This is a genomic window from Selenomonas ruminantium subsp. lactilytica TAM6421 (genome assembly GCF_000284095.1).
GTDB lineage: Bacteria > Bacillota > Negativicutes > Selenomonadales > Selenomonadaceae > Selenomonas_A > Selenomonas_A lactilytica.
In genome coordinates this window covers 903,951-928,803 of the sequence record NC_017068.1, presented here as the reverse complement: position 1 = coordinate 928,803, position 24,853 = coordinate 903,951, and the positions used below count along the sequence as shown (strand labels likewise).

The 24,853-nt window shown below is 52.6% G+C and carries 18 protein-coding genes; all 18 read right to left on the bottom strand.

From position 1 onward, the window contains the following. Window positions 1–67 precede the first annotated feature (67 nt). Window positions 68–1,975 (bottom strand): flagellin N-terminal helical domain-containing protein, encoded by a 1,908-nt coding sequence (locus SELR_RS17620; protein ID WP_014424010.1) that lies wholly within the window; start codon window positions 1,973–1,975, stop codon window positions 68–70. Window positions 1,976–2,216: 241 nt separating this feature from the next. Further along, window positions 2,217–2,660 (bottom strand): hypothetical protein, encoded by a 444-nt coding sequence (locus SELR_RS04455; RefSeq protein ID WP_014424009.1) that lies wholly within the window; start codon window positions 2,658–2,660, stop codon window positions 2,217–2,219. A gap of 71 nt (window positions 2,661–2,731) precedes the next feature. Further along, window positions 2,732–3,820: an ABC transporter substrate-binding protein gene (locus SELR_RS04450; protein ID WP_014424008.1), complete on the bottom strand. Its 1,089-nt coding sequence runs from the start codon at window positions 3,818–3,820 to the stop codon at window positions 2,732–2,734. Beyond that, window positions 3,817–4,617: an ABC transporter permease gene (locus SELR_RS04445; protein WP_014424007.1), complete on the bottom strand. Its 801-nt coding sequence runs from the start codon at window positions 4,615–4,617 to the stop codon at window positions 3,817–3,819. The genes SELR_RS04450 and SELR_RS04445 overlap by 4 nt, the downstream gene beginning before the upstream one ends. Further along, the gene (locus SELR_RS04440; protein ID WP_014424006.1) at window positions 4,617–5,453 is read right to left on the bottom strand and encodes an ABC transporter permease; all 837 of its coding nucleotides are present in this window, start codon (window positions 5,451–5,453) and stop codon (window positions 4,617–4,619) included. The genes SELR_RS04445 and SELR_RS04440 overlap by 1 nt, the downstream gene beginning before the upstream one ends. After that, complete coding sequence (locus SELR_RS04435; protein WP_014424005.1) at window positions 5,446–6,516, bottom strand: ABC transporter ATP-binding protein; 1,071 nt, start codon at window positions 6,514–6,516, stop codon at window positions 5,446–5,448. Before SELR_RS04435 ends, SELR_RS04440 begins: the two co-directional genes overlap by 8 nt. 101 nt (window positions 6,517–6,617) lie before the next feature. Beyond that, window positions 6,618–7,337: a ZIP family metal transporter gene (locus tag SELR_RS04430; RefSeq protein WP_014424004.1), complete on the bottom strand. Its 720-nt coding sequence runs from the start codon at window positions 7,335–7,337 to the stop codon at window positions 6,618–6,620. Between the two features lie 11 nt (window positions 7,338–7,348). After that, window positions 7,349–11,242, bottom strand: a complete 3,894-nt coding sequence (gene addA / locus SELR_RS04425) for a helicase-exonuclease AddAB subunit AddA (protein ID WP_014424003.1) — start codon at window positions 11,240–11,242, stop codon at window positions 7,349–7,351. After that, entirely contained in the window at window positions 11,208–14,792 is a 3,585-nt protein-coding gene (gene addB, locus SELR_RS04420; protein ID WP_014424002.1) for a helicase-exonuclease AddAB subunit AddB, read from the bottom strand. The genes addA and addB overlap by 35 nt, the downstream gene beginning before the upstream one ends. Window positions 14,793–14,845: 53 nt before the next feature. After that, a complete protein-coding gene (locus SELR_RS04415; protein ID WP_014424001.1) occupies window positions 14,846–15,781 on the bottom strand; it encodes a phenylacetate--CoA ligase family protein in 936 nt (311 codons plus the stop codon). 81 nt (window positions 15,782–15,862) lie between these two features. Next, the gene (locus SELR_RS04410) at window positions 15,863–16,651 is read right to left on the bottom strand and encodes a CheR family methyltransferase (protein ID WP_014424000.1); all 789 of its coding nucleotides are present in this window, start codon (window positions 16,649–16,651) and stop codon (window positions 15,863–15,865) included. A gap of 202 nt (window positions 16,652–16,853) precedes the next feature. Beyond that, the gene (locus SELR_RS04405) at window positions 16,854–17,300 is read right to left on the bottom strand and encodes an Hsp20 family protein (RefSeq protein WP_014423999.1); all 447 of its coding nucleotides are present in this window, start codon (window positions 17,298–17,300) and stop codon (window positions 16,854–16,856) included. A 71-nt stretch (window positions 17,301–17,371) separates the two neighbouring features. Beyond that, entirely contained in the window at window positions 17,372–18,751 is a 1,380-nt protein-coding gene (locus tag SELR_RS04400; protein WP_014423998.1) for a protein O-GlcNAcase, read from the bottom strand. Window positions 18,752–18,763: 12 nt separating this feature from the next. Next, window positions 18,764–19,918 carry an acyltransferase family protein gene (locus SELR_RS04395; RefSeq protein ID WP_014423997.1) on the bottom strand — a complete coding sequence of 385 codons (1,155 nt, stop codon included), beginning with the start codon at window positions 19,916–19,918 and terminating at the stop codon, window positions 18,764–18,766. Window positions 19,919–20,034: 116 nt separating this feature from the next. Next, entirely contained in the window at window positions 20,035–21,279 is a 1,245-nt protein-coding gene (locus tag SELR_RS04390; protein WP_014423996.1) for a methionine gamma-lyase family protein, read from the bottom strand. Window positions 21,280–21,284: 5 nt separating this feature from the next. Then, a complete protein-coding gene (gene hflX / locus SELR_RS04385) occupies window positions 21,285–23,084 on the bottom strand; it encodes a GTPase HflX (RefSeq protein WP_014423995.1) in 1,800 nt (599 codons plus the stop codon). Window positions 23,085–23,097: 13 nt separating this feature from the next. Beyond that, window positions 23,098–24,099: a nucleoid-associated protein gene (locus tag SELR_RS04380; RefSeq protein WP_014423994.1), complete on the bottom strand. Its 1,002-nt coding sequence runs from the start codon at window positions 24,097–24,099 to the stop codon at window positions 23,098–23,100. Then, window positions 24,086–24,823, bottom strand: coding sequence for a hypothetical protein (locus tag SELR_RS04375; RefSeq protein WP_231848116.1), 738 nt, complete (start codon window positions 24,821–24,823; stop codon window positions 24,086–24,088). The genes SELR_RS04380 and SELR_RS04375 overlap by 14 nt, the downstream gene beginning before the upstream one ends. Window positions 24,824–24,853 lie beyond the last annotated feature (30 nt).

Below are 24,853 nucleotides of genomic sequence, written 5' to 3'. Positions count from 1 at the left end.
TATGTATATATACGCCATTGCACGAAAAAAGCCTCCCTTAAGAGAGGCTTTTTCGGCTGATATTTTATTAGCTAAGCAACCCCAGTACACTAGATCCGGATTGATTGGCTTGCGCCAACATAGACTGAGATGCTTGCAGGAGGACATTGTTCTTGGTATATTCCGTCATAACCTTGGCCATATCGGCATCACGGATAGTGGATTCAGAAGCCTGCACATTATCGCGAGCGATGCGCAGGTTCGCGGAGGTCTGGCCCAGACGATTGGAAATAGCACCAATATCGGTCTGCTGATCCAAAGCCTTCTTGATGGCATTATCAAGGACATTGACTGCAGAATTGGCACTCTTCTGGGTGGCAATGCTGAGCGTTTCGCCATTCGCTCCTTTAAGACCTAAGGCTTCGGAACGCATATCCGTAAGGCCAATCTTGATGGCCTGATTGGCCTTGGCATCCACCTGGAAGGTAATGGAATTATCCTCAGATTTATTCAGAGCCCGCACCGATTCGGTAAAATTGTCGAGCACAGAATTCACATTCTTCTTGATATTGCCATCGATATCCGTAACATTAAAGGTAAAACCAGACAACTGATACTTATCACCTGCACCCGCTGCCGTAATGGTAAGCGCTGTGCCCATATCAGCAGTATAGACATCATTGCCCGCTGCATCCTGCCCCACCACATTGCTGGCCTTCATGGTCAGCTGATAGGGAATCAGATCACCGATGGCTTCCAAATCACCATTCAGTGCTTCCACTGCCGCATTAATAGCACTATTCAGAGTTGATGTAGCAGCTGCCTTCGCTACAGCCAATGTGGAGGCAGCTGTAGATTCTGCCGTGGAATAAACGGTATAGGCGGATGCGATTACACTACCAAGCTGTGTCGATAAAGCATTATATGTGCTTGTATCTGTAGAAATAGCAGCACTATAAGATGCTAATCTAGTACTGTACATAGACACCTGATCTGAATAATCTAAATAATCAGCGCTACCGGGAGTAGCACTTGCCAGATTTGTCGATGCATCATTATATCTACTTAAGTTACGACTGTAAACATCTTGATTTACAGTTATAGCAGACGTTGCCATCGACATAGCCGCCACCAACGTAGTTTCACCTGTAGCAGTAGAAACCGTACCACCAGTGGTTGTAATAAGCGTATATGCAGATGCAGCTGCCCCCACCGAAGAATTGTAAGCAGAATTAGCTGCCCCTACCGAGGAATTATACGCAGAATTAGCCACCCCCACCGAAGAATTATAGTTATCATAAGCCGCTCGTAACTGGGGATTATCGCTGCCACTGGAATAAGGCTCCATAGCCTCCACCAATACATCATTCAAGGTCTTATTGACATCAATATCGATTTCCTTGCTATAGTTGCGTCCCTGAATCACATAGGACACCGTGAGTTTATCCGTGGTCAGGATATTCAGATTCTCCCCATTGCGATTCTGCAAATCCACCAGCGCCGTGAGTCCGGTGGTTTTACTATTGAGGCTTTCATTGGTCAAAGCCGTACGTGTAGCATCGCCCTTGGACATCTTGCTACCGTCTACCAAAGTCTTACCATTGTAAGTAATCAGGGCGTTGTCATCCACCTGGTCAATAAACTGATCCAATTCCTTTTGGATGATACCCCTGTCGGTATCCGTATTGGTGTCATTGGCCGCATTAATGGCCTTTTCCTTCATCGTTCTCAGAATGTCGATTGTAGAATTTACGGAGCCTTCTGCTACTTTCAGCATACTGGCACCGCTCTGGGTATTCTGGTCTGCCTGATCCAGGCTCCGTATCCGCACCTGCATCCGCTCAGCGATGGCAAATCCGGAATTGTCATCGGCCGCGGAATTGATTTTCATGCCTGAGGACACCTGTTGCAGGCTTTTGGCCAAAGCCGCCGAGTTCTTGTTTAATACGCCCAGCGTCATAACCGCCGGAATATTGTTCTTTACAACCATAGACATGGCTTCACACATCCTCCCTGATAATATCCAGCCTTGTTACTTCATCTGCCGTCTCACACTCCATGTGAGATGCAAATCTATTCCCCAAGAAGGGTACACGTCCCCCCTTATATAGTTTCGCTTACCTTATATATCGAATATTTAGTGGAAATCTTAAGAGACAAGCCAAAAATTTTTTCACGCAGCAAGAGAAAAAATGCCGTCCTGACATTTCCGTCAGGGCAGCATTTTGACTTGTCAATTACCAAATTTCTTTCATCCAGCCTCGGTAATTTTCTTCGAGGAATTTAATCAGTACATCGAACATGCCGTAAACCTCATCGCCCAGCATCGGGAAATCTTTTTCCTCCGCCCCCGGCGTCAGCAGGCATACATCGAGAATCAGCGCGCCTGATTGGTCAAAGTAGAGTTTGAAGGGTTTGAACTTCATATTCTGCTCGCTGACCAGACGCAGTACAGCCAGTTCATTTTCCTCCGTGCGGGCCTTGGGGGAGATCTGCACGCGGATCATGGAGAACACGCTGTCATCCAACAGCACCAGCGTGGGCAACTGCTGGCCTTCCACGACCACATGGGAACGATAGACCACGGTGTGCTGCGGATCATCTGCAATCTCCTCTACCTGAAAGGCTTCGATTTTCTTTTCTTCCAGATACTTGCTGAATACTTCGGCTTTGACATTCATACGAAAACAACTCCTTTGTTTGAAATACGTTTAACATAGTATTCCACAAAGGAGTTGTTTTTTCCTCTATTTTAATTCACTTTTACCTGCAGCCAGAGTTTCGTATAGAGCTTATCCAAAGCCTCGCCCAAGTAGCTGTAGGATTCCTGGCCTTTGTAGACATCCTCCGGCGGGAAGGCAACATCGACAAATTCGCCCAAATCTTCCTCTACTTCCTCCCGCACGGTGGTGTTTGGGGTGGAATAACCCAGTTCCTGGAAATTGGCCGCCGCAATATCCGTGCGGCACATGAAATCGATGAATTTATGGGCGTTTTCCACATGACGGGCATTCTTCGGAATCACCCAACTGTCAATCCAAACATTCGTGCCTTCCTTGGGCGCGGGTTGGAACCGCAGATCCGGATTTGACTGCATGAGCTTGATTGCTTCGCCGGAGAAGATAACCCCCAGCGCCGCTTCGCCGGAGCTCAGCTTGTCGCGGATATCATCCACACCATAGGCCTGTACCAAGTTTTTCTGCTTGATCAGCATATCCCGGGCTTCCTTCAGCTCCGCCTCATTGGTGGTGTTCATGGAGTATCCCAATATCTTCAAGGGAATCATGATGGCATCCCGGGCCGAATCCTGCATGAGGATATTGTCCTTGTACTTTTCATCCCAGAGGATTTTCCAGCTGTCCACCGGCTCATGTACCATCTTCGTATTATACATAATGCCCACCGTGCCCCAGCAATAGGGCACGCTGTATTCCCCTTCCTTGTCGAAAGTCCGTGACTGGTCAAAGAAATCCTGCCCGATATTTTTCCGGGCGTTGGGCAGCTTGTCAAAATCCAGCGGCTGCAGCAGGTCATTATGAATCAGCTTGTTGATCATATAGTCAGAAGGACAGAGCACATCATAAGCCTCAGCCCCTTCAGCAATACGGGGATACATGCTCTCGTTGGTGTCGTATTCGTCCAGCACCACCTTGATGCCCGTTTCCTCTTCAAACTGCTTGATGACATCCTCGCTGAGATAATCGCCCCAGCTATAGACATAGAGCACATCTTCGCCCTCTTCCTGCTGATCGGCGAACATGTCACAACCGCTCAACAACAGGGTAGCGAGCACCAGCATGGTCAATAACAGGGAGCGCAGATATTTATGCAAAAGACTCATCCTTCCTGCCCCCTTTTCTCCGCCTGCCGGTAGCGGTTGATCACCTTGTAGTTCAGCATCAGCAAGGCCGTGAAAGCCAGCACGCCGCAGAAGAACAGGGCGGACAGGGCATACATTTCCGGATGGACACCCAATTTCAGTTCCGCGTAGATTTCCGTGGTCAATGTCTCAATACCTGCACCTTTGGTGAAGTACGTCACGATGAAATCGTCGGCGCTCATGGCAAAAGAGAGCAGGAATGCCGCCACGATTCCCGGCATCAGCTCCGGCAGGATGACCTTGCGGAAGGCCTGCAGCGGCGTGGCACCGAGATCCCGGGCCGCTTCATACCAGACATCGTCCATGGTGAGTACCTGTGGCAGGATGCAGAGCATCGCATAGGGCAGGCTGATGACGATATGGGCCAGCAGGATCGTGTCATAGCCCAGTTTCAGCCCCAGCCCCAAAAAGAGCAACATCAGGGAAATGCCCGTGACGATATCGGCATTGAGCAGGGGGACATTGGCCAGCCCCCGCAGGAGCATCCGTCCCTGCCGCCCCATCTGCCGCATGCCCAAAGCCGTGACCAGCGCCAGGATTGTCGCCAATAAAGCCGATGTCACGCCGATGGTCAACGTATTGGAAAAGGCATTGAGGATATCCTCACTCTCCAAGAGTTTTGCGTACCATTCCCAGGTAAAGCCCGTCCACTGCCCGCGGTAGCGGCTGGCATTGAAGGACTGAGCAATCAGCACCACGATGGGCGCATAGAGGAAGGCAACGATGAGGCCGAGATAGGTATTCTTGATTTTCTGCATTATGGCCTTGCCCCCTTCTTCGCCTGCTCACCGTTATCGGTGAAAGCTTCCAGCAGGATATTCAGGATGATAAAGACCATAAGTACCATGGACAGGGCACTTCCCAGCTGCCAGTCGTAAGCCGCCGTGAATTCCTGTTCGATTATATTGCCTACGAGCAGGACCTTGTTGCCCCCCAGCAGAGCACTGATCACGAAAGTGGTCAGCGCAGGGATGAAAACCATGGTGGAACCGCTGACGATTCCGGGCATGGATAATGGCAGCAATACGCGGCGCAAGGTCTGATAATGATTGGCCCCTAAGTCCCGAGCCGCTTCGATAATGCTGGCGTCAATGCGATTGATGGCCACATAGAGAGGCAGCACCATATAGGGCAGAAAATTATACACCATGCCGATGATGATGGCCAGCGGCGTGTTGATGATATGCACCTCGCCCAGCCCGATTGACTGCAGGAACATATTGAGGATACCATGCTTTTCCAGGATAGTCTGCCAGGCCATGGTGGTCAGCAGGGAATTCATCCAGAGAGGCAGCAGGAACAGCACAAAGACCAGCAGTCCCCGGCTTTCCTTGCGCTCCCGCAGGATCAGGCACAAGGGATAGGCCAATACCAGACAGACAAAGGTGCTGATCAAAGCCAGCTCCACTGAAAGCCCCAAAGCTTTCAGATATTCCCATTGCAGAACTGTCTGCAGATGTTCCAGTGTAAAGCCGCCAGCCTCGGTCTTCAATCCATTCCAAAGGACGAAGAACAAGGGCAGGACGATAAACAGAACGGACCACAAGCCAAAGGGCAGGGCCAGGAAGCGTTGGGTAGACAGGCGCTTATTCATCGCTCACGGCCTCCTCATCTTCCGATGCAGGCTTGGCCATGATCTGGATATTGGAGGCCGCCAATCTGATGCCGACTTCCTTGCCCTGTTCATGCCCCGTGATGGTCTGCACCAGCCATTCAAAACCGCCGGCTTCAATGGTGATATCGTAAACCGTCCCTTTAAAGATCACCTGTTTGATAATGCCGGTGAACTGGCCGTCTGCCGGGGCGCAGATCTGGATATCCTCCGGACGGATCTGCACGTCCACGGGAACATTTTCACCAAAGCCCGTGTTGATGCAGGGAATATCCTTGCCCAGCAAATGCACCAATTTGTCCCGCACCATAATGCCATCGATGATATTGCTGTCACCGATGAAATCCGCCACAAAGGCATTCTCCGGCTCATTGTACACGTTCTCTGGCGTACCAATCTGCTGAATCCAGCCCTGGTTCATAACCACTACCGTGTCCGACATGGACAGGGCTTCTTCCTGGTCATGGGTGACAAACACAAAGGTGATGCCCAGTTCCCGTTTGATCTTGACCAGTTCCCGCTGCATATTCTGCCGCAGCTTCAAATCCAAGGCCGATAACGGCTCATCCAAGAGCAGGACTTTCGGCTCATTGACAATTGCCCGGGCAATGGCAATACGCTGCTGCTGGCCGCCGGACATTTGGGTGACACGGGCGTGTTCATAACCGTCCAGATTCACCAACTTCAGGGCATACTTTATCTTATCGCGAATGTAACTTGCGCTTTTCCCCTTGAGTTTCAAGCCGAAGGCAATATTTTCCGCCACGTCCATATGAGAGAACAGGGAATACTTCTGAAACACCGTATTGACCTGCCGCTTCTCCGGCTGGAGGTTGGTGATATCCTGACCGTCAAACCAGATCTTACCGCTATCCGGCGTCTCAAAACCACCAATCATGCGCAGGATCGTGGTCTTGCCACAACCTGACGGCCCCAAAAGTGTCACAAATTCATTCTCGTGAATCGTCAGATCCAGGTCTTCCAATATTTTCCGACCATCATAACTTTTATTTACGCGTTCAAGACGCAAGAGTTCTTTTTCCATCTATCGTCCCCCTCATCCTCTCGTTAATCACTAAGATTCTTTGACATTGCCTATCTATATTATCACATTTGTCTGCAAAAAAACACCCTGCAACAATTGATTCATCCCAAGGCCACATCCAAGGTCATCATCAGTGTAAAACCCAAGGCAAATGTCAGCACGCCGATATCGCTATGCTCGCCTGCTGACATTTCGGGGATGAGTTCTTCCACCACCACGTAAATCATGGCACCGGCGGCGAAAGCTAAGAGGTATGGCAGGACGGGCAGGACATAGGTTGCGGCTAAGATGGTCAGGATAGCGCCGATTGGCTCCACGATGCCGGAGAGCATCCCGCTGATAAAGGACTTATGCTTGCTCATGCCCTCCGCCCGCAGAGGCAGGGAGATGATGGCACCTTCGGGGAAATTCTGGATGGCGATACCGATGGACAGAGCCAAGGCCCCGCTCAAGGTGATATCGGCGTTGCCCGCCAGCCAGCCGGCGAATACCACGCCTACCGCCATACCTTCGGGGATGTTATGGAGCGTTACTGCCAGCACCAGCATAGCGGTCTTGGGCAGGCTGCATTTAGGGCCTTCGGCTTCATGGGCATCCATATGCAGATGTGGGATCAGATGGTCCAGTATGAGCAGGAACAAGGTTCCCACCCAAAAGCCCACCACCGCAGGCACAAAAGCCAGTTTGCCCATGGCGGCGCTGCCTTCCATGGCAGGAATCAACAGGCTCCAGATGGAAGCCGCCACCATGACGCAGGCGGCACCTAATGTGGTTCCCAGAAAGGGAATCAGCAGTCCCTGCATGATTTCAACGGATAACATAAAACTCCCCCTTACTCCACTGCATCCATAGGCACAAAGCTGCCATTCTGCAACAGATAGAGATAGGTCTTGTCTACCTGCCGCCCTAAGATTGCTTCCACGGCATCACGGTACAAATCCAGCTGGATCTGATAACGCCGCCGGATACGGGCCGGATCCGTCAGCCTGTCGGTCTTGTAGTCAACCAGGATAAGCTCACCCTCGGCGGTTTCTACAAGCAGGTCAATCACGCCCTGGGTGAAAACCAGTTCCCCTTCTTCCTGCACTTCGGGGTAAAAATCCTTGGCCTTGAGCATCCGGCTGAAGGGCAGCTCGCGATAAAGCCTGCGGGCGTTCTGCACCTGCGCCCCCAAGGGCGAAGCAAAGAAGCCCTGTATGCCCTTGATATAGACCACCTTGCCGGCACCTTCCGGCAGAATGCCTTTTGCTTCCAATGCTTCTACCTGCTTTTTGATACCCTGATAGCTCACATCGCCATGGAAATCCAGCCGCTGCATGACCGTATGCATGATGGTGCCCCGTTCCATGGGCGAAAGACTGGTCTGCTTCTCCCGCATAAAACGTGGACGGGGCCAGTCTGCCCCTATCTCCTCTGCTGTTTTTTCTGCCTCAGCTGCAGGAACTTCTCCGCCTTCTGCTACCGCTTCCAATTCTTCCTGCTCGTTCATGACAATCAGCTGACGGGCCGCAGGCAGTTCTTCATCATGCTCCAAACCAGCGACAAAGCGCCGCTTGATCTCCGTCACCGTGAGCTTGGCCGGAACATTGGCCAAACCTTTGTCCGCATATTGCCAGCTGAGCATATGTTCCACTTGTTCCTGATAAGCAGACGTGGGCATCGGCTGCAGATGGACGGCCGCCTGCAAGAATTCATCAGCGGCATCTTCGTCCTGCTTATCGGTTGTGACAGACTGTGCCGGACAGAGATTGACCTTAATCTGGGCAGCAGGTTCGATGCTCTGCTCCAAATTCGCCATCACTCCTTCAAGTCCAGCCGCCTGCCGCAGTGGCTCGCCTGCACTATGACGGCTCAGCGCCATGGCCACCCAATCCAGATAACTCTTGGCACCGGTGATGGCATGGGTTGGCAGCTGCGCCTCTTCCTGTTCCACATACTGACAGTATTTCTGGAACTTCTTGGCCAGATCCTTTCCTTTCACCACACCGGTCAGAATCAGCTTTTCTCTGGCTCTGGTCATGGCTACATAGAGGATACGCATTTCCTCAGCCTTGGATTCCGCGCGGATTTTAGTGGCCACAGACTGCCAGGGCAGGGATTTGTAGATCTGCCGTCCCACCCTTGAGCGCTGGGCAATTTTCATGCCGATGCCCAAATCCTTATGCATCAGGAAGGAACTGCTCAAATCCTTGAAGTTGAAACCCTTGGCTGTATCCGCCACGATGACCACGGGAAACTCCAAGCCCTTGCTGCGGTGAATGGTCATGATCTGCACCACATTCTCGCTGGCGCCCAAGGTTCTGGCTACAGACAAATCCGTCTCCCGTTTCTGCAGATTCTCGATAAACCGCAGGAAACGGAACAGTCCCCGGTAGTTAGTGCGCTCATAATCAGCCGCCCGATCGGCCAGCATGCGCAGATTGGCCTGCCGCAGCAGACCGCCCTTAATACCGCCCACATAATCGTAGTAACCAGTATCCCGATAGAGCAGCCAGATCAGCTCCGGCACGCTATGACTGATGGCGAAGCTGCGCCAGCGGGCCAAATCTGCCTGAAATGCAGCTATGCGGCCAGCCAGCTCCTGCGGCAATTTACTGTCCAGCGAAAAACTGGCCAACAGACCATCATAAAGATCGCCGGTTTCTGAAGCCAGACGGATCTGCGTAAGTTCTTCCATGGAAAAGCCGCCGATTGGGGAAGCCAGCACCGCAGCCAGCGGAATATCCTGACGCACATTGTCGATGACCTTCAGCAGCGCCAGCATCAGCCGCACTTCTGCCGCTTCAAAATAGCCGCCATCCACATTGGCATAAGCAGGAATGCTGTTTTTACGCAGGGTTTCCAGCAGGATATTGGCCTTACCACTCACCGCCCGCAGAAGCACCGCAATATCCCGATAGGCCAGAGGACGATATCCATCCTGATCCTTATCGTAGACAAAGGGACTCTCCTCCATCAATTTGGCGATGCGCTGGGCAATGTACTGCGCTTCCAGCTTGAAGCCCTGCAGATCCTCTTCGCCTTCCTCCTCCGCCTCTGTATCCACAGGGGCTTTTTTCTTTTCCTTGGCATCTTCCTGCTCCTGCAGGATCAAATCCAATTCCATAGGCCCGGCCAGGGTATGTTCATGTGACGGGTAATCTGCACCAGGATAGAGCTTGCTGCGGTCATCATATTCGATTTCCGCCGCCTCCCGCGTCATGATCTGGTCAAAGACAAAATTGATGGGAGCCAGCACTTCCGCCCGGCTGCGGAAATTCTGCTTCATGGTGATCAGCTGATTCTTGTCCCCCGCCGTCGGTTCTTCCACAAAGCTGTCGTACTTGACCTGGAAAAGTGTCGGATCAGCCAGGCGGAAACGATAGATACTCTGCTTCACATCCCCTACGGTAAAGCGATTGTTTTCCCGGGCAATCAGATTCAGAATGGTTTCCTGTACACCATTGGTGTCCTGATACTCGTCCACCATAATGGACTTATATTTTTCCCGCAAGGTTTTTGCCGCTTCGCTGGGGACAATTTTGCCTTCCGCATCCGTATCGCTGAGAATCTGCAGCGCATAGTGCTCCAAATCGTTGAAATCCAGCACATTACGCTCCTGCTTGGCCGCCTGCAGGGCACTGCCAAAATCCAATGCCAGCTGGGCATAGGTTCCAGCCACCTGCTGATTGGCTGCCATATCCTCTTCCATCTGCGCCGCCGATTGCTTCATATAGGTTTCGGCAAATTTGGTCAGCGCCTTTTTGACAGCATCCCGACGGTCAACAAAGGTCTGCCGGCTATCCGGATAAAGCGACTTCAAGTCGTTATAGATCTTTCCCCGCATGGCCCCCCAGGAAAACTTGCTGACCTTTTTGGTCAGTTCATCCCATTTATCTGCCTCCGGGGACAGGGCCAGCACATTGAAGGCTTCGCGGATATCGGCCAAGCCGGCCAGATCCTGCTGCATCAGCTCCCCATAGGGTGCCCAGGCCGCTGCAAAAGCCGCATCAGACTGTGAACTGCCCAAGGCAGCCAATTCCTCATACTGGCTGATCACCGCCAGCAAGCCATTCTTCATCTCGGGGATAACAGCACCCAGCCACGGAGAATTGGCCAAAGTCTCTGTCTTTGCTTCCTGCTGGCTTTGCAGCCATTTCGCAGGAAAAGGCTGGCTCTGGGCAAAGGCATGAAGTTTCAATATGGCCTCCTTGATCGTCTCATCGCCCTTTTCATCACCATAGTCGTCCATAAAGGAAATGAATTCTTCCCAGACGAGCAGATCCTCTGCCCGTTCCGGGCGTTCGTATTTTTCCTCCAGCATGGTTTCCAGAACATCCTGCCTGAGCAAGATCATTTCCTGTTCGCTGGCCAGACGGAACTTGGGATCCACATCAATGCTTTCGATATGCTGGCGGATCACCCGCTGGCAAAAGGAATGGAAGGTACTGATATCGGCACCGGTCAGCAAAATCATCTGCCGTTCCAGACGAGCGGCGATTTCCCGGTCGGTGATGCCGTCCAATTCCCGGGCCAGGGTTCCTTCAATGCGTTCCCGCATCTCTGCCGCCGCCGCATTAGTGAAGGTCACCACCAATAATTCATCCACATCCAGTTCATCATGGAGCAGCTGCTGGATAATGCGTTCCACCAGCACCCGCGTCTTGCCGGAACCGGCGGCAGCGGCGACCAATATATTCCGCCCGCGAGCCTCAATGGCTGTCTGTTGATCCTTGGTGTATGGCATCAGCTAAATCCTCTCTTCCTATTGTATCCGCCATCCGGCGTTCCATTTCTTCCTCATCAAAATCCTGCACATCATGATAGGCAAAACCCTCAATATCCGGATCAAAGCCACAGAGCACCTGATAATCACAGTATTTGCAGGCCGTGCGCTCCCCATTCCGATAGGGTTTGATCTGGATATCACCGGACAGGATAGCTTTCCCGGTATCCCGCAGGATATAGTCCACATAACCCAGCATCAGTTCAAATTCCTGTTGCGTGCGGATGTAATGTTTCTTCAAGGTATTGCTGTCCAGCTGCCCATCTTTCTTGGCCTGAGGCTTGATATGCTCCAGATTGGCATCAATGCTGCGGATGACGTCCATATCCGCCAGCACCCAGCCGGGCATGGTGAGCTTCTTCTTGATGGCTGCTGCCATCTCCTCACTGCTGAGCCGCTTATCCGCCGTAATCAGGGGATTATGCAAAAGCGCATAGAGAATGCCTGCGGGCAGTCTTTCCTTATCCTGCTGTTTCAGTAATTCCTGCCCCACCAGCACATAGACCAGCAGCTGCAGTTTCAGCCCATAATACACCTCAAAGAGATTGATGGCTGCCTGCCCCGTCTTATAATCAAGGATCAGAAAATAGGGATTTTCCTGATGGATGTCCAAACGGTCAATCTGACCCTTCAGGGACAGGGAAAAACCATTGCCCAAAGGCAGCGGTGTCAGCTGCACCTTATCCGCCTTATGGCCGAAGCCCTCCTCAAAGTAAGCCGGTTGGAATTCTGATACCGCTGCCCAGGCGGACAAATGATTGACTGCCTGCAAGGCTGTAGCCTCCATGCGCCGCTTATAGTGACGATAATCTGGACGGCTCAGCAAAATTTCACTCTGCAGGCGGGGTGCAATGGTCTCCACCAGCTCATGGCAGATATCCCCGCGACGCTCCTCAGGCACATCCTGCCAGCGATGGTCATAATCACGGCTGACCATTTCCCCGTATTCCCGGATCACCTCATGCAAAAGCTGTCCCAAATCCATATGCCGGAACTCATAGGTATGGCGTTCCTGCAATTTCAGGCCGTACTTCGCAAAATGACTGAAGGGACACTGACGGAACTTCTCGAACTGAGTGACGCTGCCCCGCAGGAATTTGCCCTTGAGGTAGATGGCCTGGGCCAGTTCCGTGGGAATCTCGCCTACAGGAGCTTTGGGCGCCAGCCCTGCCAGTGCCAGTTTCATCGGCCGCTGCAGATCCGGCTGCTTCAGGGCCCAATTGTACACGTCCTGCCAGAATTCATCCATCTTTCCTTCATCCCGCTGGCCGCGCAGGGCATTGGCCAGACCGGACACCGCCGGCACCGGTGCCGACAGTTGTAGCATATCTTTACGGTCCAAAATTTCCAAGGGAATAGACCAGAATAGCAATTGGGGGAAGCAGTGCTTTAATTTCCCCACCAACGAGGCAGGCTGCAGACCACTGCCCTCTGCATCTGCCAGAGCATAAGAGATCCACAGGTATTCGCTGGCCTCATTAAAGCCTCGGTAAAGCAGGAAGCGCTCACCAAAGCTGCGCTCCTGGCTGCCCCGGGAAATCACCGGCTTTTCCCCGAATTCCGCAGGCATTTTTTCCAAAGCATCGGCCAGATGCAACCTGTCCGCATCAGTAAACATCCCCGCTTCACCGATCCGCCGCGGCATGGCTCCGGCATTGGCCCCCAGGATATAGATGGCCCGGCTGCCCGCCATACTGTTCTGATCCAGGGAGGATACCGTCACATAGTCAAGCCCCGGTGGAATCAGGGACAGATTCACCGCATCGAGCCCATCCCCAAGCACCGCCGCAAAATCAGTCAGGCTCATCTTTTCCTGCCCGCTGATTTCCACCAGCTGATCGAATAATTCCATGATGTCTTCCCAGATTTGCTTATGCTCTGCCGCATCTGCCATCCGGCCTTCGTTCTCAGCCACCTCCTGCCATTTGACCAGATGGGCAGGCACCTCCAGTGCCACTAGGAAATCATAAAGAGCCGTGATCTGGTCGGTTACATTCTCCGCCTGCCGGATTGACTGGTCAAAAATCCGCAGCGCTTCTACGGCCTGCCGCCGCAAACCGTCAATGAGCTGCAGCCGTTCCTGGGTTTCCGCATCGACTTCTTCCTCTTCCGTATCCAGCGAATAACGGCGATGCCAACGCCAATCCTCTGCCTGCAGCCACCGCTTGCGTCCCCGGATGCCGAATTCCAGCACATAGTTTTCCAGCTTGTCCACATCATCCCTCACCAAGGGGAAGAAGCCCGTGCGCAGACAGCGGAAGATATTCTCATAGTTCCAGCCCCGCTGCACCACTTCCAGTGCGGAACGCAGGAGTTCCGCCAAGGGATGATGGATGCTCTGCCGCTTGCCATCCTGAAAGAAGGGAATACCATAATCCTGGAATACCAACGGCAGGACGCCATCATAATCCTCGGCATTGCGGATCAAAACGCCGATTTCCCGATAGCGGTAATCTTCTTCCCGCACCAGCCGCAGGATATCCGCCGCCACGGTCTCCAGCTCGATGCGGCGGTTAGCCGCTTCCACCAGCCGCAGCCCCTGTACTTTTTCCGAATATTCCGCGACCTGGCCGAATAATGTCTTCTCCAGCCAGCCCAAAGCAGGATTTTTGGCACGATGATTTTCCGTCAGCAACGTGACAGGCTGCCAAAAACCACTCTGACCTGACTCCATTTCCTGCAGCAGGCGGCAGATATTTTCCATCGTGCGGTAAGGACGGTTGAACAGCCCTGTTTCATTGGTATTTTCCGGCTGCTGAAAATTGACCTGACCATTTGGCAGGTGTTCCCCCGTCAGCGGCAAAGTGATATGGACCTTTGCCGCACTGGACAATATGGCGGCCAATACATTCATTTCCTGTGGATTGAAGAACACGAAGCCATCAATCCATACTTCAGCGCCCTGCATGAGTTCTGCCTGTGGGATCTTGTCCGCTAGGATGTTCATCAGATCTTCCGCATCATTCGTGCGACCATCCATGGCTGCCGCAAATTCATCGGCCAGCGTAGACAGTTCCCGCACTTTGCCCGAAAGGCGTTCCTGCCCGGTGCCCACCATATCCGCCGCCTGCCGCAGTGTATCGGTGGTCAGCCGATAGCTTTTGATTTCCTTGATAGCATCGGACAGGGTTTCCGTAAAGCCCCGCTGCCGGGCTGCTCGGGCAAAAACCGTCAGATCCTTGTCCTTCTGATGCTTTAGCAGTAATTTTTGCAGTAAGAGCCGCCTTCCCACATCGCTGATGCGGGGCATGTCCCCACCACCGGTTTCCAGCAGGATCTGCCGGGCAAAACGCCGGAAGCCGAACACATAGGCACGGAAAAAGCCCTGCCCGTTTTTTTCCATCATGGTGGCCAGTTCCCGCTCAGCCTTATAGGTCATATGCTCCGGCAAGAGCAGGATCAGCGCCGGCCCTAAAGGCTCTGCCGTCATTTTCTTCTGCATGGCCGTCAGGCAGGCATGCGTCTTGCCCGTGCCGCTGCGCCCAATGATAAAGTCTAAAGTTGCTGTCATAAGTATTCCCCACAAATAAAAAAGCCTCCCCCTATGGGGAAGGCTATGATTTCCTACATAAAGGTAAATGGTGTCGTCACCCGACGCAATGTCCGCCCACAGTCACACACATCCGTTTCCAACATAACCGCCTGCCCAGTGCGATAGCGGATCAACGGCACGGCTTCTGCCGCCAGGGTAGTTACCACCAACTCGCCCATCTGATGAGGCTCGGTCACCACCTGATCGCTATGGAAGGCTACGATTTCCGGATAGAAGTAGTCCTCCTGAATATGATAACCCTTATGAGCCTCACATTGATAAAGCATGCTGGCCGTACCCAATTCCGCCGGTTCATAGAGGTTATATACCGTAGCATGGGTGCGGTCGGCAATATGACGCTGCATGGCATTCTGCAAGCCCTGTTGATTCAGACAGATGATCCGCGTCAACGGATAATCGGCAATATTCTTGCCCGTGGCCTGCAGCTGGATAATGAGCTGCATGATCAGCTGGGGCGTGCTCACAATGGTATCCATGCTGATGAGCTCCATCATACGCAGCCACTGCCGATAATCCGTTCCCATCGCTACCACCGTCGCGCCAAGCATCTCTAAAGCATACTGAAGATCCATGATGCGGCTGTCGGACATATCCCCTTGCAAGGCCACCACTGAGGTCTGATTGACACCTGCGGCCACAAAGGCCCGCGTCAGCATCTCCACATTATGTCCGATATCGCCTGCGGTATAGAACTTCGTCACCTCGCCATTTTCCTGCTGCACCACGCTGAAGCGGATAATCCCCGACAGTGGCATGGTCAGCATATCCAGCGAATCAATCTGGAAGAGTTCATTAGCGGTCAGGAAAGGAAGCCTCCGGATGTCCTCAAGGCTCTTGATGTCACCTGCCGACACTCCTGCCTTGGTAAACTTCTGCTGGTAGAAGAAACTCTTTTCCTCTGCCCATTTCAGCTGTTTCTGCAGGCGCTCTAACTGCAAGGCTTGCATTCTTTCCCTATCTAGTTGTTCTATCTGTTGATTCGCGTACATGACTTAGCTCCGATCTTTTCGTAATAATTGGCGTTTTTCTTATGCCAAAGGCTTTTGATAGAAGAACGGCTGGAAACTGGTATAGCCTAATTTGCGGAAGTTCAGGATGGCCTCAGTGGCACCGACAAAAAGGATGCCACCTGGCTTCAGGGCCTTGAAGAAGTTGGCATAGAGCTGATCCTTGGCTTCCTCGGTGAAGTAAATGACCACATTGCGGCAAAGAATCAGGTCAAAACCATTCTCGAAGGGATCTTTCAAGAGATTATGACGCTTGAACTCGATGCAGCTCTTGATTTCCTGACTGACCGCATACTTATCCCCTTCAACGGTCTGGAAGTATTTCTTCAGACGGTCAGGCTTCATGGCCTTGATTTCGTCCTTGTTGTAAACCCCCCGTTTTGCCTTGGCCAGGATTTCGATATCCAGGTCAGAGGCCAGGATGCGGTGCTTCACATTCGGCGTCATTTCCTTCATGATGATAGCCAGGGAATAAGGTTCCGCCCCAATGGAGCAGCCCGCACTCCAGATATTGAGCTTGGGTGAGCGCTTCAAAAGATCCGGAATGACATCTGTCTCCAGCTTGCCAAACTTCTCCGGTGTACGGAAGAATTCCGACACGTTGATCGTCAGATATTCGATAAAGGCGGCAAAATCGTCTTTATTCTTGGCTGCATTGTCAAAATACGCCACATAGGAATCCATATTAGCTCTGGTCACCAGATTGCCGATACGCCGTTTCATCTGCGGTTCTTTATATAGATCGAGGTCAATTTCCGTCTTGGCCTTCAATTTCCGTTTAAACTCTGCCCAATCCTTTTCATCCATCATCTTTGGTCCCTCCCAATCTCCTCTGGTCTGTTTACGATAAACTGATCCTGTTTACTCTATGTACTATTCCCTTTCCATCCAAAAAATTCCTGCCTCTTCCCACAATAGCGCAAAAATATTTTCATATTCTTTCAATATTTTATCATAAATAAAGCCTGCTGGCACCTTTTTTCGGCAGCCAGCAGGCTCTCACAATCTAATCTTACTCGATATCAAACACCGTACGGTTTTCATCTTCCTTCTGCTTCGGCAGGACGATATGCAAAATACCGTTCTCGAAAGCCACATTGACGGCTTTCTTGTCGATACCGTCAATATAGAAGGTGCGCTCAAAATCGCCGCTCTTGCGCTCCCGGCAGAGATACTTGATGCTGGCATCCACTGCCTCTGCCCGCTGGGCCTTGATGCGCAGATAGTTGTCATCATCATAGGAAACCGTGATCTGCTCCTTGTAGAAACCCGGCAGTTCTGCAAAGAGCTCATAGGCTGTATCCGTCTCAATCACGTCCACCTTGAAGGACGATAATGCCCCGCTGACTTTACCCAGCGGATTCAGAGACTGCTCGGCGGCATAGCTCAACACCTTTTCCAAAACATCATAACCACGCTCCGCATTTTCCCGGAGATGAAATGGTACTGCTCTGAACATAAGAACCCCTCCTACAGATAAAATGGAAAACCTGCTTCGATATGTCCTATTATACTATAATATTCAGAAAATTACAAGAGCCCCGCCAATTTATCCAGGAAGGCCCGGCAGGTCTTCTCCGAGGCCTGGGCTTCTTTGTCATGGGCCTTGACCTCTGCCAGCAGGGTGTCAAATTCAGCCCGCTTGTCCTGCTCACCAGCCAGTATCCGGATGCCCAGCATATCGGCCCGTACAATGCGCTGCAGCTGCTGCAGCTGGGGCTGGCATTCCTGCAGGGCCTTGGCAGGCAGTTTCTGTTGCAGCTGCGAAATTGACTGGTCAAGTTTTGACAGGTCAGCCGTCAGTTTTTCGCCCTTTGACTTGTCCTGCCAGTAAGCCTCCATCAGCTGCCGCATGGCTGCACCATCCTCCGGGCCAATCACAGCCCAGCTCACTACCATATGCTGATTATGGTCAGCAAAGGCCTCCATGGCCGGTGCCAGCTTTCCGTATTGCGACTTGATGGCTTTCTGCCAGGATTTGACCGCATCGTACTTAGATGGATTCCGGGCATAATCTGCCCCCGTAGCCAGCGAGATTTTCGACAGCTCCGCATGTTTCATGGGATTATAGAAAATAGCAGGAATCTCCGACTTCACCGGCATTTTCTCGATGGGCCCCAACGCCAGCTTGGCTTCCAGATAGTCGCTGACAGGATAGTTCCACCATACGCCAAGCTGACGGCCATAAAGCTTATTTGCCTTGGCGTAATCTTCATCCGTCAGCCCATCGGGTACCACCTTTTCCCCAGTGTAGAGCACGAGAATATTCTTATCCAACGTAGCAGAAAAGTCCCGGGTGTATTCCTTGATCTGCCCCTCAGCCTCCATATCCTGCCGGAAATATTCGGTAGGCACTGTAATCAGCGGCGCCACATCCTTGTGCTTGGCGATGAAGTTTTCATTGAGCCAGTTCAGAAACTCTGCCTGCCCCTTGGCATCCTTGTTCTTGATATCGTCAAAGAAGATGGCGAAATCCCGCACGCCCATCTCATACATGGCCGTGAGTTTTCGCTCCATGGCGATTTTGTCAGCATCCCCCTCCGGGCCGTCAAAATGGATGTCCAGCCCCGGCGAAATGGCAAAGATGAACTTCACCTGCTGCTTCTTCGACGCATCGATAAGAACCCGCAATTCCGCCATCTTATCGGCAGGATAGGGCTCCCGCCATTTGGCCCGATGATAGGGATCGTCCTTTGGTGCGTAGATATAGGCATTGAGCTTATGGTCATGGCAGAATTGCAGCATATCCAGCCGGTCTGCCTGAGACCAGGGCGTGCCATAGAAGCCCTCCACGATTCCCCTAAGCGGAATGGCCGGCGCGCTGGACGCGGGCACATTGCCCCATAGAGTCAACATTGCCAGCGTGAACACTCCCAGCAGATACTTCCATTTTCCCCGTAAAAACCTCATCACATAACCCCCTTATAATTTAAATATGATCTGCCGCTTATGCAGAAAATCAGCCAGCGGCACCCACAGCATAACCCAGACAAGAGCAAAGGCAAAGATACTCAACGGTGCCCCCAATATTCCCCGCAGGGTATTTTCCCAAAGCCAGGAATAAAATGGCTCGCCTTTGACCGTAAGCTGCCACAAGGTCATCAATACCATATCCGGCACGATGAACATAAACAAAGGATTAAGCCCCAGCAGCCTGCAGGGTGTAAATAGCCAGTTGATAAAATCCGGAAACAGACTCAAAAGCATCTGCAATAGTCCCAGACTGCACATAAAGCCGCCGCTGGTAAAGAGCACGAAAGGTGCGGTCCAGAGCTGCTTGCTGATGATATCCAGATAGCTCCAGGCGCCGCCAAACAACAGCAGCACTGCGCCACCGACCAACAGCATCAGCACCCGCTCGAAGACCGGGGCGCTTTCCATGGTCAGCTGCCGCCCCGCCAGCATGCCCCAAAGGAAGGAAGCCGTGGCCGCTATTGTGCCGTAAAGCCCCTCCGGATCGAAATTCTGTCCCATATAGCAATGGGCCGTCCCCGGGAAAATCCCGTCAATCAGCATGCTGATATTATTGTCAGGACTGAATGGATTGGTGGTATCGTAAAGATGAAAACAGGTTGAGGATAACACCAGCAAAAGCAGGGCCATAATGGCAATATGCTTTTCACTGCGCAGCCACCAGGTGATGATCATGCCGAAGAAATACACCAGCCCCAGCCGCTGCAATACCCCTGGTATGCGGCCATGCTCCACAATATCCTTTATGAGTGAGCCGCCCGGTTCCGGCTGAAACACATGCTGCAGCACCAGCGGGAACTGACAGAGGAAAAACCCCAGCAAAATCAGCAACAGCGAACGTTTCAGGATTATGCAGAACTTCTCCCCTGAACCATCCTGCTCATGCTTAGGAAACCACAGCGAAGCGGATACCCCCATGATAAAGACAAAGCCGGGAAAGGCCAGATCCGCAATGGTCAGCCCCGCCCAGGGAGCATGCACCAATAAGGGCCAGGCCTGTTCAAAATTCGGCAGGGCATTGACCAACAGCATGATTGCGATGGCCAGCCCGCGGAATATATCGATAGCGGCTAATCGCCGCTTATTCTTGAATTCGATTAACATAATTGCCTCTATTCTGAAAAGTACTGTCTGTATAAAAGCAGGGCGGCATATGCCGTCCCTGCTTTTATATCATACCCTATAAGCATACTTTTTGTAAAGAGAAGCCATATTGAGTTTTACTGTTCCAAATCCTCAATGGCCTGGGCCGCACCCATGATGCCGATGACGGCATGTTCAAAGGTCAGGCCACCCTGCAGATAGACATTATAAGGTGCCCGCATAGGGCCGTCGGCGCTGAACTCGATGGACGCGCCCTGCACGAAAGTCCCTGCTGCCATGATGATCTGATCCGCATAGCCCGGCATATCCCAGGGTTCCGGCGCAGCGTAGGAATCCACCGGAGAATACTTCTGAATACCGCCGCAGAAGGCGATGAGGTTTTCCGCCGTGCCCAGCTCGATGGCCTGGATGATATCGCCGCGCACATCCGTGGGCAGCGGCAAAGTCTTGTAACCTAAGCGGGCAAACATGCCGGCAGCAAAGATAGCTCCCTTGATGGCCTGAGCCACCACATGAGGTGCCAGAAAGAGCCCCTGGAACAGCAGGCGATTGTTGGACAGGCTGGCACCCAATTCATCGCCCATACCCGGAGCCGTCAGACGGTAGGAAGACAATTCCACAAAGTCATTGCGGCCTGCGATATAGCCACCCGTGGGTGCAATACCGCCGCCGGGATTCTTTATAAGAGAACCGGCCATAATGTCCGCGCCCACCTGCGTCGGCTCCAGCGTATCCACGAACTCGCCGTAGCAGTTATCCACAAAGCAGATGCAATCCGGCTTGATACGGTGAACTTCGGCGCAGATTTCCCGGATATCCTCGATGGACAGCGGATTGCGCATGCTATAGCCACGGGAGCGCTGGATTTCCACCATCTTGGTCTTTTCGCCAATCACCGTCTTGATTCCTGCTATATCCACTTTTCCTTCAATCATGGGCAGCTCGTTGTAGAGCACGCCGAATTCCTTGAGGGAACCGGGGCTCGGATTATCGTAGCCGATAACCGTCTGCATGGTGTCGTAAGGCTTGCCCGTCAGGGACACCAGCTCGTCGCCGGGACGCAGGATACCGAAGAGCACCGTAGCCAGCGCATGGGTGCCGGACACGAACTGCGTGCGCACCAAAGCCCGCTCAGCGCCGAAGATTTTGGCGTAGAGCTCCTCCAGCTTGCCCCGGCCAATATCATCATAGGCATAGCCGGAAGTGGTGTTGAAATGGGCATCGGATACCTTGCACTCCCGCATGGCATCCAAAACCTTCAGGGTATTTTCCTCGGCAATGCCATCCACCCGGGCAAACAGCTCCCGGGACTGCGCCAGCACTTCCTGTTTCAAGTCAACGATTTTTTGTGAAAAAGCCAAAACGATTACTCCTTTAATTCATATTGTACGAAATTATCTTTTTCCGACAGCGGCAAACGCACTTCTACCTTCGTGCCCGTCTCCTCATACGAGGTTTCCACCACGGCATTAAGCTGATGCAGCCTGGTGACCGCCGCCCCCTCCGCATAGGGAATCAGCAGCGTCATGCGCACCTGGCTTTCCTGGAAAAAGCCTTCGATGCGCCGCTGCAGGGCATCGAGATTCTCTCCGGTCATGGCAGAGATGAAGACGCCATCCCGGCCATGCAGCAGCTGTTCCCTTATATGGGGATTGTCCAGCTGGTCAGCCTTGTTGAAGACATAGAGCACCGGCTTATTGTCCGCCTCCAGCTCCTGGAGCACCGCTACCACCGCTTCAATCTGGGCTTCGAGGTTCTCGTTGCTGCAGTCCACCACATGCAGCAGCAGATCTGCCTCCTGTACCTCTTCCAGCGTGGCCCGGAAGGCCTTGACCAATGTATGTGGCAGCTTCTGGATAAAGCCAACGGTATCGGTCAATAGGATTTCTTGCTTTTCGGGCAGTTCCAGATGACGGGTGGTGGGATCAAGGGTGGCAAAGAGCTTGTCTTCCGCAAAGACCTCAGAACCCGTCAGCTTATTCAGCAGGGTGGATTTGCCCGCATTGGTATAACCCACCAGAGCCACCAAGGGAATCTGGGATTCCTTGCGGCGCTTGCGATGCAAGGTGCGGCTTTTCTTCATGCCGTCAATCAGCTCTTCAATATCGTGGATCTTGCTGTAGATGCGCCGCCTGTCCACTTCCAGTTTCGTTTCACCGGGGCCACGGGTACCGATGCCGCCGCCGAGACGCGAAAGCGCCAGCCCCTGGCCGCTGAGCCGGGGCAGATTATAACGCAGCTGCGCCAGCTCCACCTGCAGCTTGCCCTCACGGGAGTTGGCCCGCTGGGCAAAGATATCCAGAATCAGCGCCGTGCGGTCAATCACCTTGACGCCGAGCATCCGCTCCAGATTATGCTGCTGGGACGGTGTCAGTTCATCATCGAGAATCAAAAGCGTTGCTTCGAGGTTCTGGATCTCCATGGCCAGTTCATTGACCTTTCCCTTGCCCAGGAAGAACGCTGCATCGGGCTTTTCCTTGCGCTGGGTGAAAGTAGCCACCACCTTGGCGCCGGCAGTATCGGCCAGTCGCTCCAGTTCCGCCATGGACTCTTCGATGGGCCAGCTGCTGCCGGGACGCTCCACACCGGCCAGGATGGCCCGCTCCACCTCATCTTCCGTGGATTTCGTGCTCTGGGCGGCCAGTTTCTTATTGACCACCGTCACCAGCATGTTCAGGTTGATCTGTGCCAGCACCTTGTCTTCTGCCGGGCCGTACTGCGTCAGCAGCTGCGTGCCATCCTCACTCATCTCCCCGGCAAAGAAAGCCAGACAGCCAATGATCTTGCCATCCTTGCGGCCGATTGCCGCCATGCAGTCAAAGCGCAGGCGGCGCAGGGAAGACAGGTCAGGAGAACTCAGGCGCACATCCCCGCTGGGGTGGGTATGGATGCAGCGGATTCCCGAGAGCCGCAGATCCGAGCGCGTCTTCTGCTTGAACTCCGGCAGATCCACCGTCGCCGTATCCCCCAGGGACACCTGCACCACCTTGCCCTGACGGTTCAGATACACCGCCACTTCCCGATCCGTATCCTCGGTGATGGCGAGCATCTCCTCATTCAATTCTCGGGTGGAAATCTGCCCGATCGGCACCTTGAGCTCATAAAGGGCCTTTAATTTTTCCAGCACATATGTTTTGATATTGGCTAAATCGCCATTTACTTGCATAGTTTCGCTCCTGTCAGCCACGGTTCACGATATTGCCGATATGCTTGAGCATGATGGAGAGAGTCCCATCCTCATTATTATGGAACTCCATGAACTCCGTGTTGTCGAAGTACTCGGAGGGAATGGTCAACTCAATGCCCGTATCGGTCTTGAGTTTATGCTTGCACATCTTCTTGATGGTGGCTTCCTGATCCATCTTCACGGGCTCCGTGAAGCCTGCCTCCTTGATGGCGTTGTCAAAATCCGCCTGCATGGAGGGGTTCTCCTTGAAGATTTCCTTACCTGCTTCCACCAGATCCAGTTCATCCGTGGCCTGCATGTTCTCCGTCACATAGCTTTTGACCGCCGCTTCCGTAGCCACCTTGTCCTGACCATAAGCTTCGGCCACCTTCGCCGCCGTCTTGCTGAGGTTCTTGATGGCCTCCTTGGGCGATGGCGTCAGGCTGCATTCCAGCAGGATTTCCGGGAACACCAGGATGCTGTTGCCATCAATGGTGTACTTTTTCGCCGTGACGGAAACTTCCTTCGTTTCTGCATCGATAAAGGCAAACTCCTCCATCTTCTGAGAGAGATTGGGCATGATAGAATAGTGGTTGATGATCTCATTCTTGATGCCCGCTTCCGTCTGGTTCACCTGATGAGTGTAGCCAATATGGCTGTTTGACTTGAAAATGACAATCTGCCGCCGGTCATCAATGCGCACATCCGCCACGATCACATCGCTGGAAGCCATCTCTTCCGCATGGACGAAAGCATCTTCCAGCTTCTTGGCCAGTTCTTTGGAAAAGGGCACAAAGCTCATTTCCCCGCTCAGATATTCCTTGACCAGCTGAGCACAATGACTGTCATCATAGAACGTTCCCGGCTTGGCATCCTGACTGCCCCAGGATTTTTCAATATGCTTGTGCAAAAAGGTCTCAATGCTGTCCTGCACCGTAAGTTCCTCGTCGGAATACACCGTCATGCCGGAGTTGAAATCCAATATATGCAAAATCGCCTTGTCAATTACTACCATAATGTATATCATCCTTTTGTTCTTCGGCCCATTGCCTAACCTGCTGCAGACGGGCCGGCATGCGGGCACATAACTTCTCTTCCAGCTCCTGCAAGTCATTGGAGTCAAAATCGTAATTTACATCGGGGATATTCCAGATCCGCGCTTCGGAGAAGAACTCTCCCCGATAGATATTGTAATAAACCGTAAAGCTGCTCTCCAGCGCAAAATCCACATAATCGATGACAATATAGGAACCATTGTTGATCTTCACGGGTTCAGCGGGCTTGATGAACAGCTCGAAGCCTTCGTTTTCCAGCGGCAGTTCACGCCCCCACTGCCATTCCGGCAGCTTCAGATCCATCACAATGCTGCTGAGGGTTGCCGGATTGAACTGGGCTGTATCCTTGAGCAGCTGCTCAAACTGACTGGTCAGCAATTCCTCGAACACGGAAAGTTTTCCCGTGATAAACTCGATGCGGGCAAATTCAATCAGTCCGATCTTCAGCCGCACCTTATACTCATGGGTTTCCTCATGGAAATAAACGATGACCTTCTTATGCCAGCCTTCATTGACATAGGAATACAGATCGTACTTGTCCTTGCCGATGACCGGCTCCCGCTGCAGCCTGAAGCCATGCCATTCTTCCGGGAGATTTTGCATATACTCCCAGCCAGCAGTCTCCTCTTTTATTTTTGCAATGGTATCTTCCTTCATTCGTATGGGCCTTTCCTGCCAAAGCATACAAGAAAAGCTCCCAGGCAAAGCCTAAGA

Bases quoted from the DNA above. Each gene is read 5' to 3' on its own strand.
- SELR_RS04455 (WP_014424009.1), bottom strand. From the start codon at position 2,660: ATGAATGTCAAAGCCGAAGTATTCAGCAAGTATCTGGAAGAAAAGAAA.
- SELR_RS04415 (WP_014424001.1), bottom strand. From the start codon at position 15,781: ATGCAAGCCTTGCAGTTAGAGCGCCTGCAGAAACAGCTGAAATGGGCA.
- hflX (WP_014423995.1), bottom strand. From the start codon at position 23,084: ATGCAAGTAAATGGCGATTTAGCCAATATCAAAACATATGTGCTGGAA.
- SELR_RS04410 (WP_014424000.1), bottom strand. From the start codon at position 16,651: ATGATGGATGAAAAGGATTGGGCAGAGTTTAAACGGAAATTGAAGGCC.
- SELR_RS04400 (WP_014423998.1), bottom strand. From the start codon at position 18,751: ATGAGGTTTTTACGGGGAAAATGGAAGTATCTGCTGGGAGTGTTCACG.
- SELR_RS04430 (WP_014424004.1), bottom strand. From the start codon at position 7,337: ATGTTATCCGTTGAAATCATGCAGGGACTGCTGATTCCCTTTCTGGGA.
- addA (WP_014424003.1), bottom strand. From the start codon at position 11,242: ATGCCATACACCAAGGATCAACAGACAGCCATTGAGGCTCGCGGGCGG.
- SELR_RS04380 (WP_014423994.1), bottom strand. From the start codon at position 24,099: ATGGTAGTAATTGACAAGGCGATTTTGCATATATTGGATTTCAACTCC.
- addB (WP_014424002.1), bottom strand. From the start codon at position 14,792: ATGACAGCAACTTTAGACTTTATCATTGGGCGCAGCGGCACGGGCAAG.
- SELR_RS04450 (WP_014424008.1), bottom strand. From the start codon at position 3,820: ATGAGTCTTTTGCATAAATATCTGCGCTCCCTGTTATTGACCATGCTG.
- SELR_RS04375 (WP_231848116.1), bottom strand. From the start codon at position 24,823: ATGCTTTGGCAGGAAAGGCCCATACGAATGAAGGAAGATACCATTGCA.
- SELR_RS17620 (WP_014424010.1), bottom strand. From the start codon at position 1,975: ATGTCTATGGTTGTAAAGAACAATATTCCGGCGGTTATGACGCTGGGC.
- SELR_RS04435 (WP_014424005.1), bottom strand. From the start codon at position 6,516: ATGGAAAAAGAACTCTTGCGTCTTGAACGCGTAAATAAAAGTTATGAT.
- SELR_RS04405 (WP_014423999.1), bottom strand. From the start codon at position 17,300: ATGTTCAGAGCAGTACCATTTCATCTCCGGGAAAATGCGGAGCGTGGT.
- SELR_RS04445 (WP_014424007.1), bottom strand. From the start codon at position 4,617: ATGCAGAAAATCAAGAATACCTATCTCGGCCTCATCGTTGCCTTCCTC.
- SELR_RS04440 (WP_014424006.1), bottom strand. From the start codon at position 5,453: ATGAATAAGCGCCTGTCTACCCAACGCTTCCTGGCCCTGCCCTTTGGC.
- SELR_RS04395 (WP_014423997.1), bottom strand. From the start codon at position 19,918: ATGTTAATCGAATTCAAGAATAAGCGGCGATTAGCCGCTATCGATATA.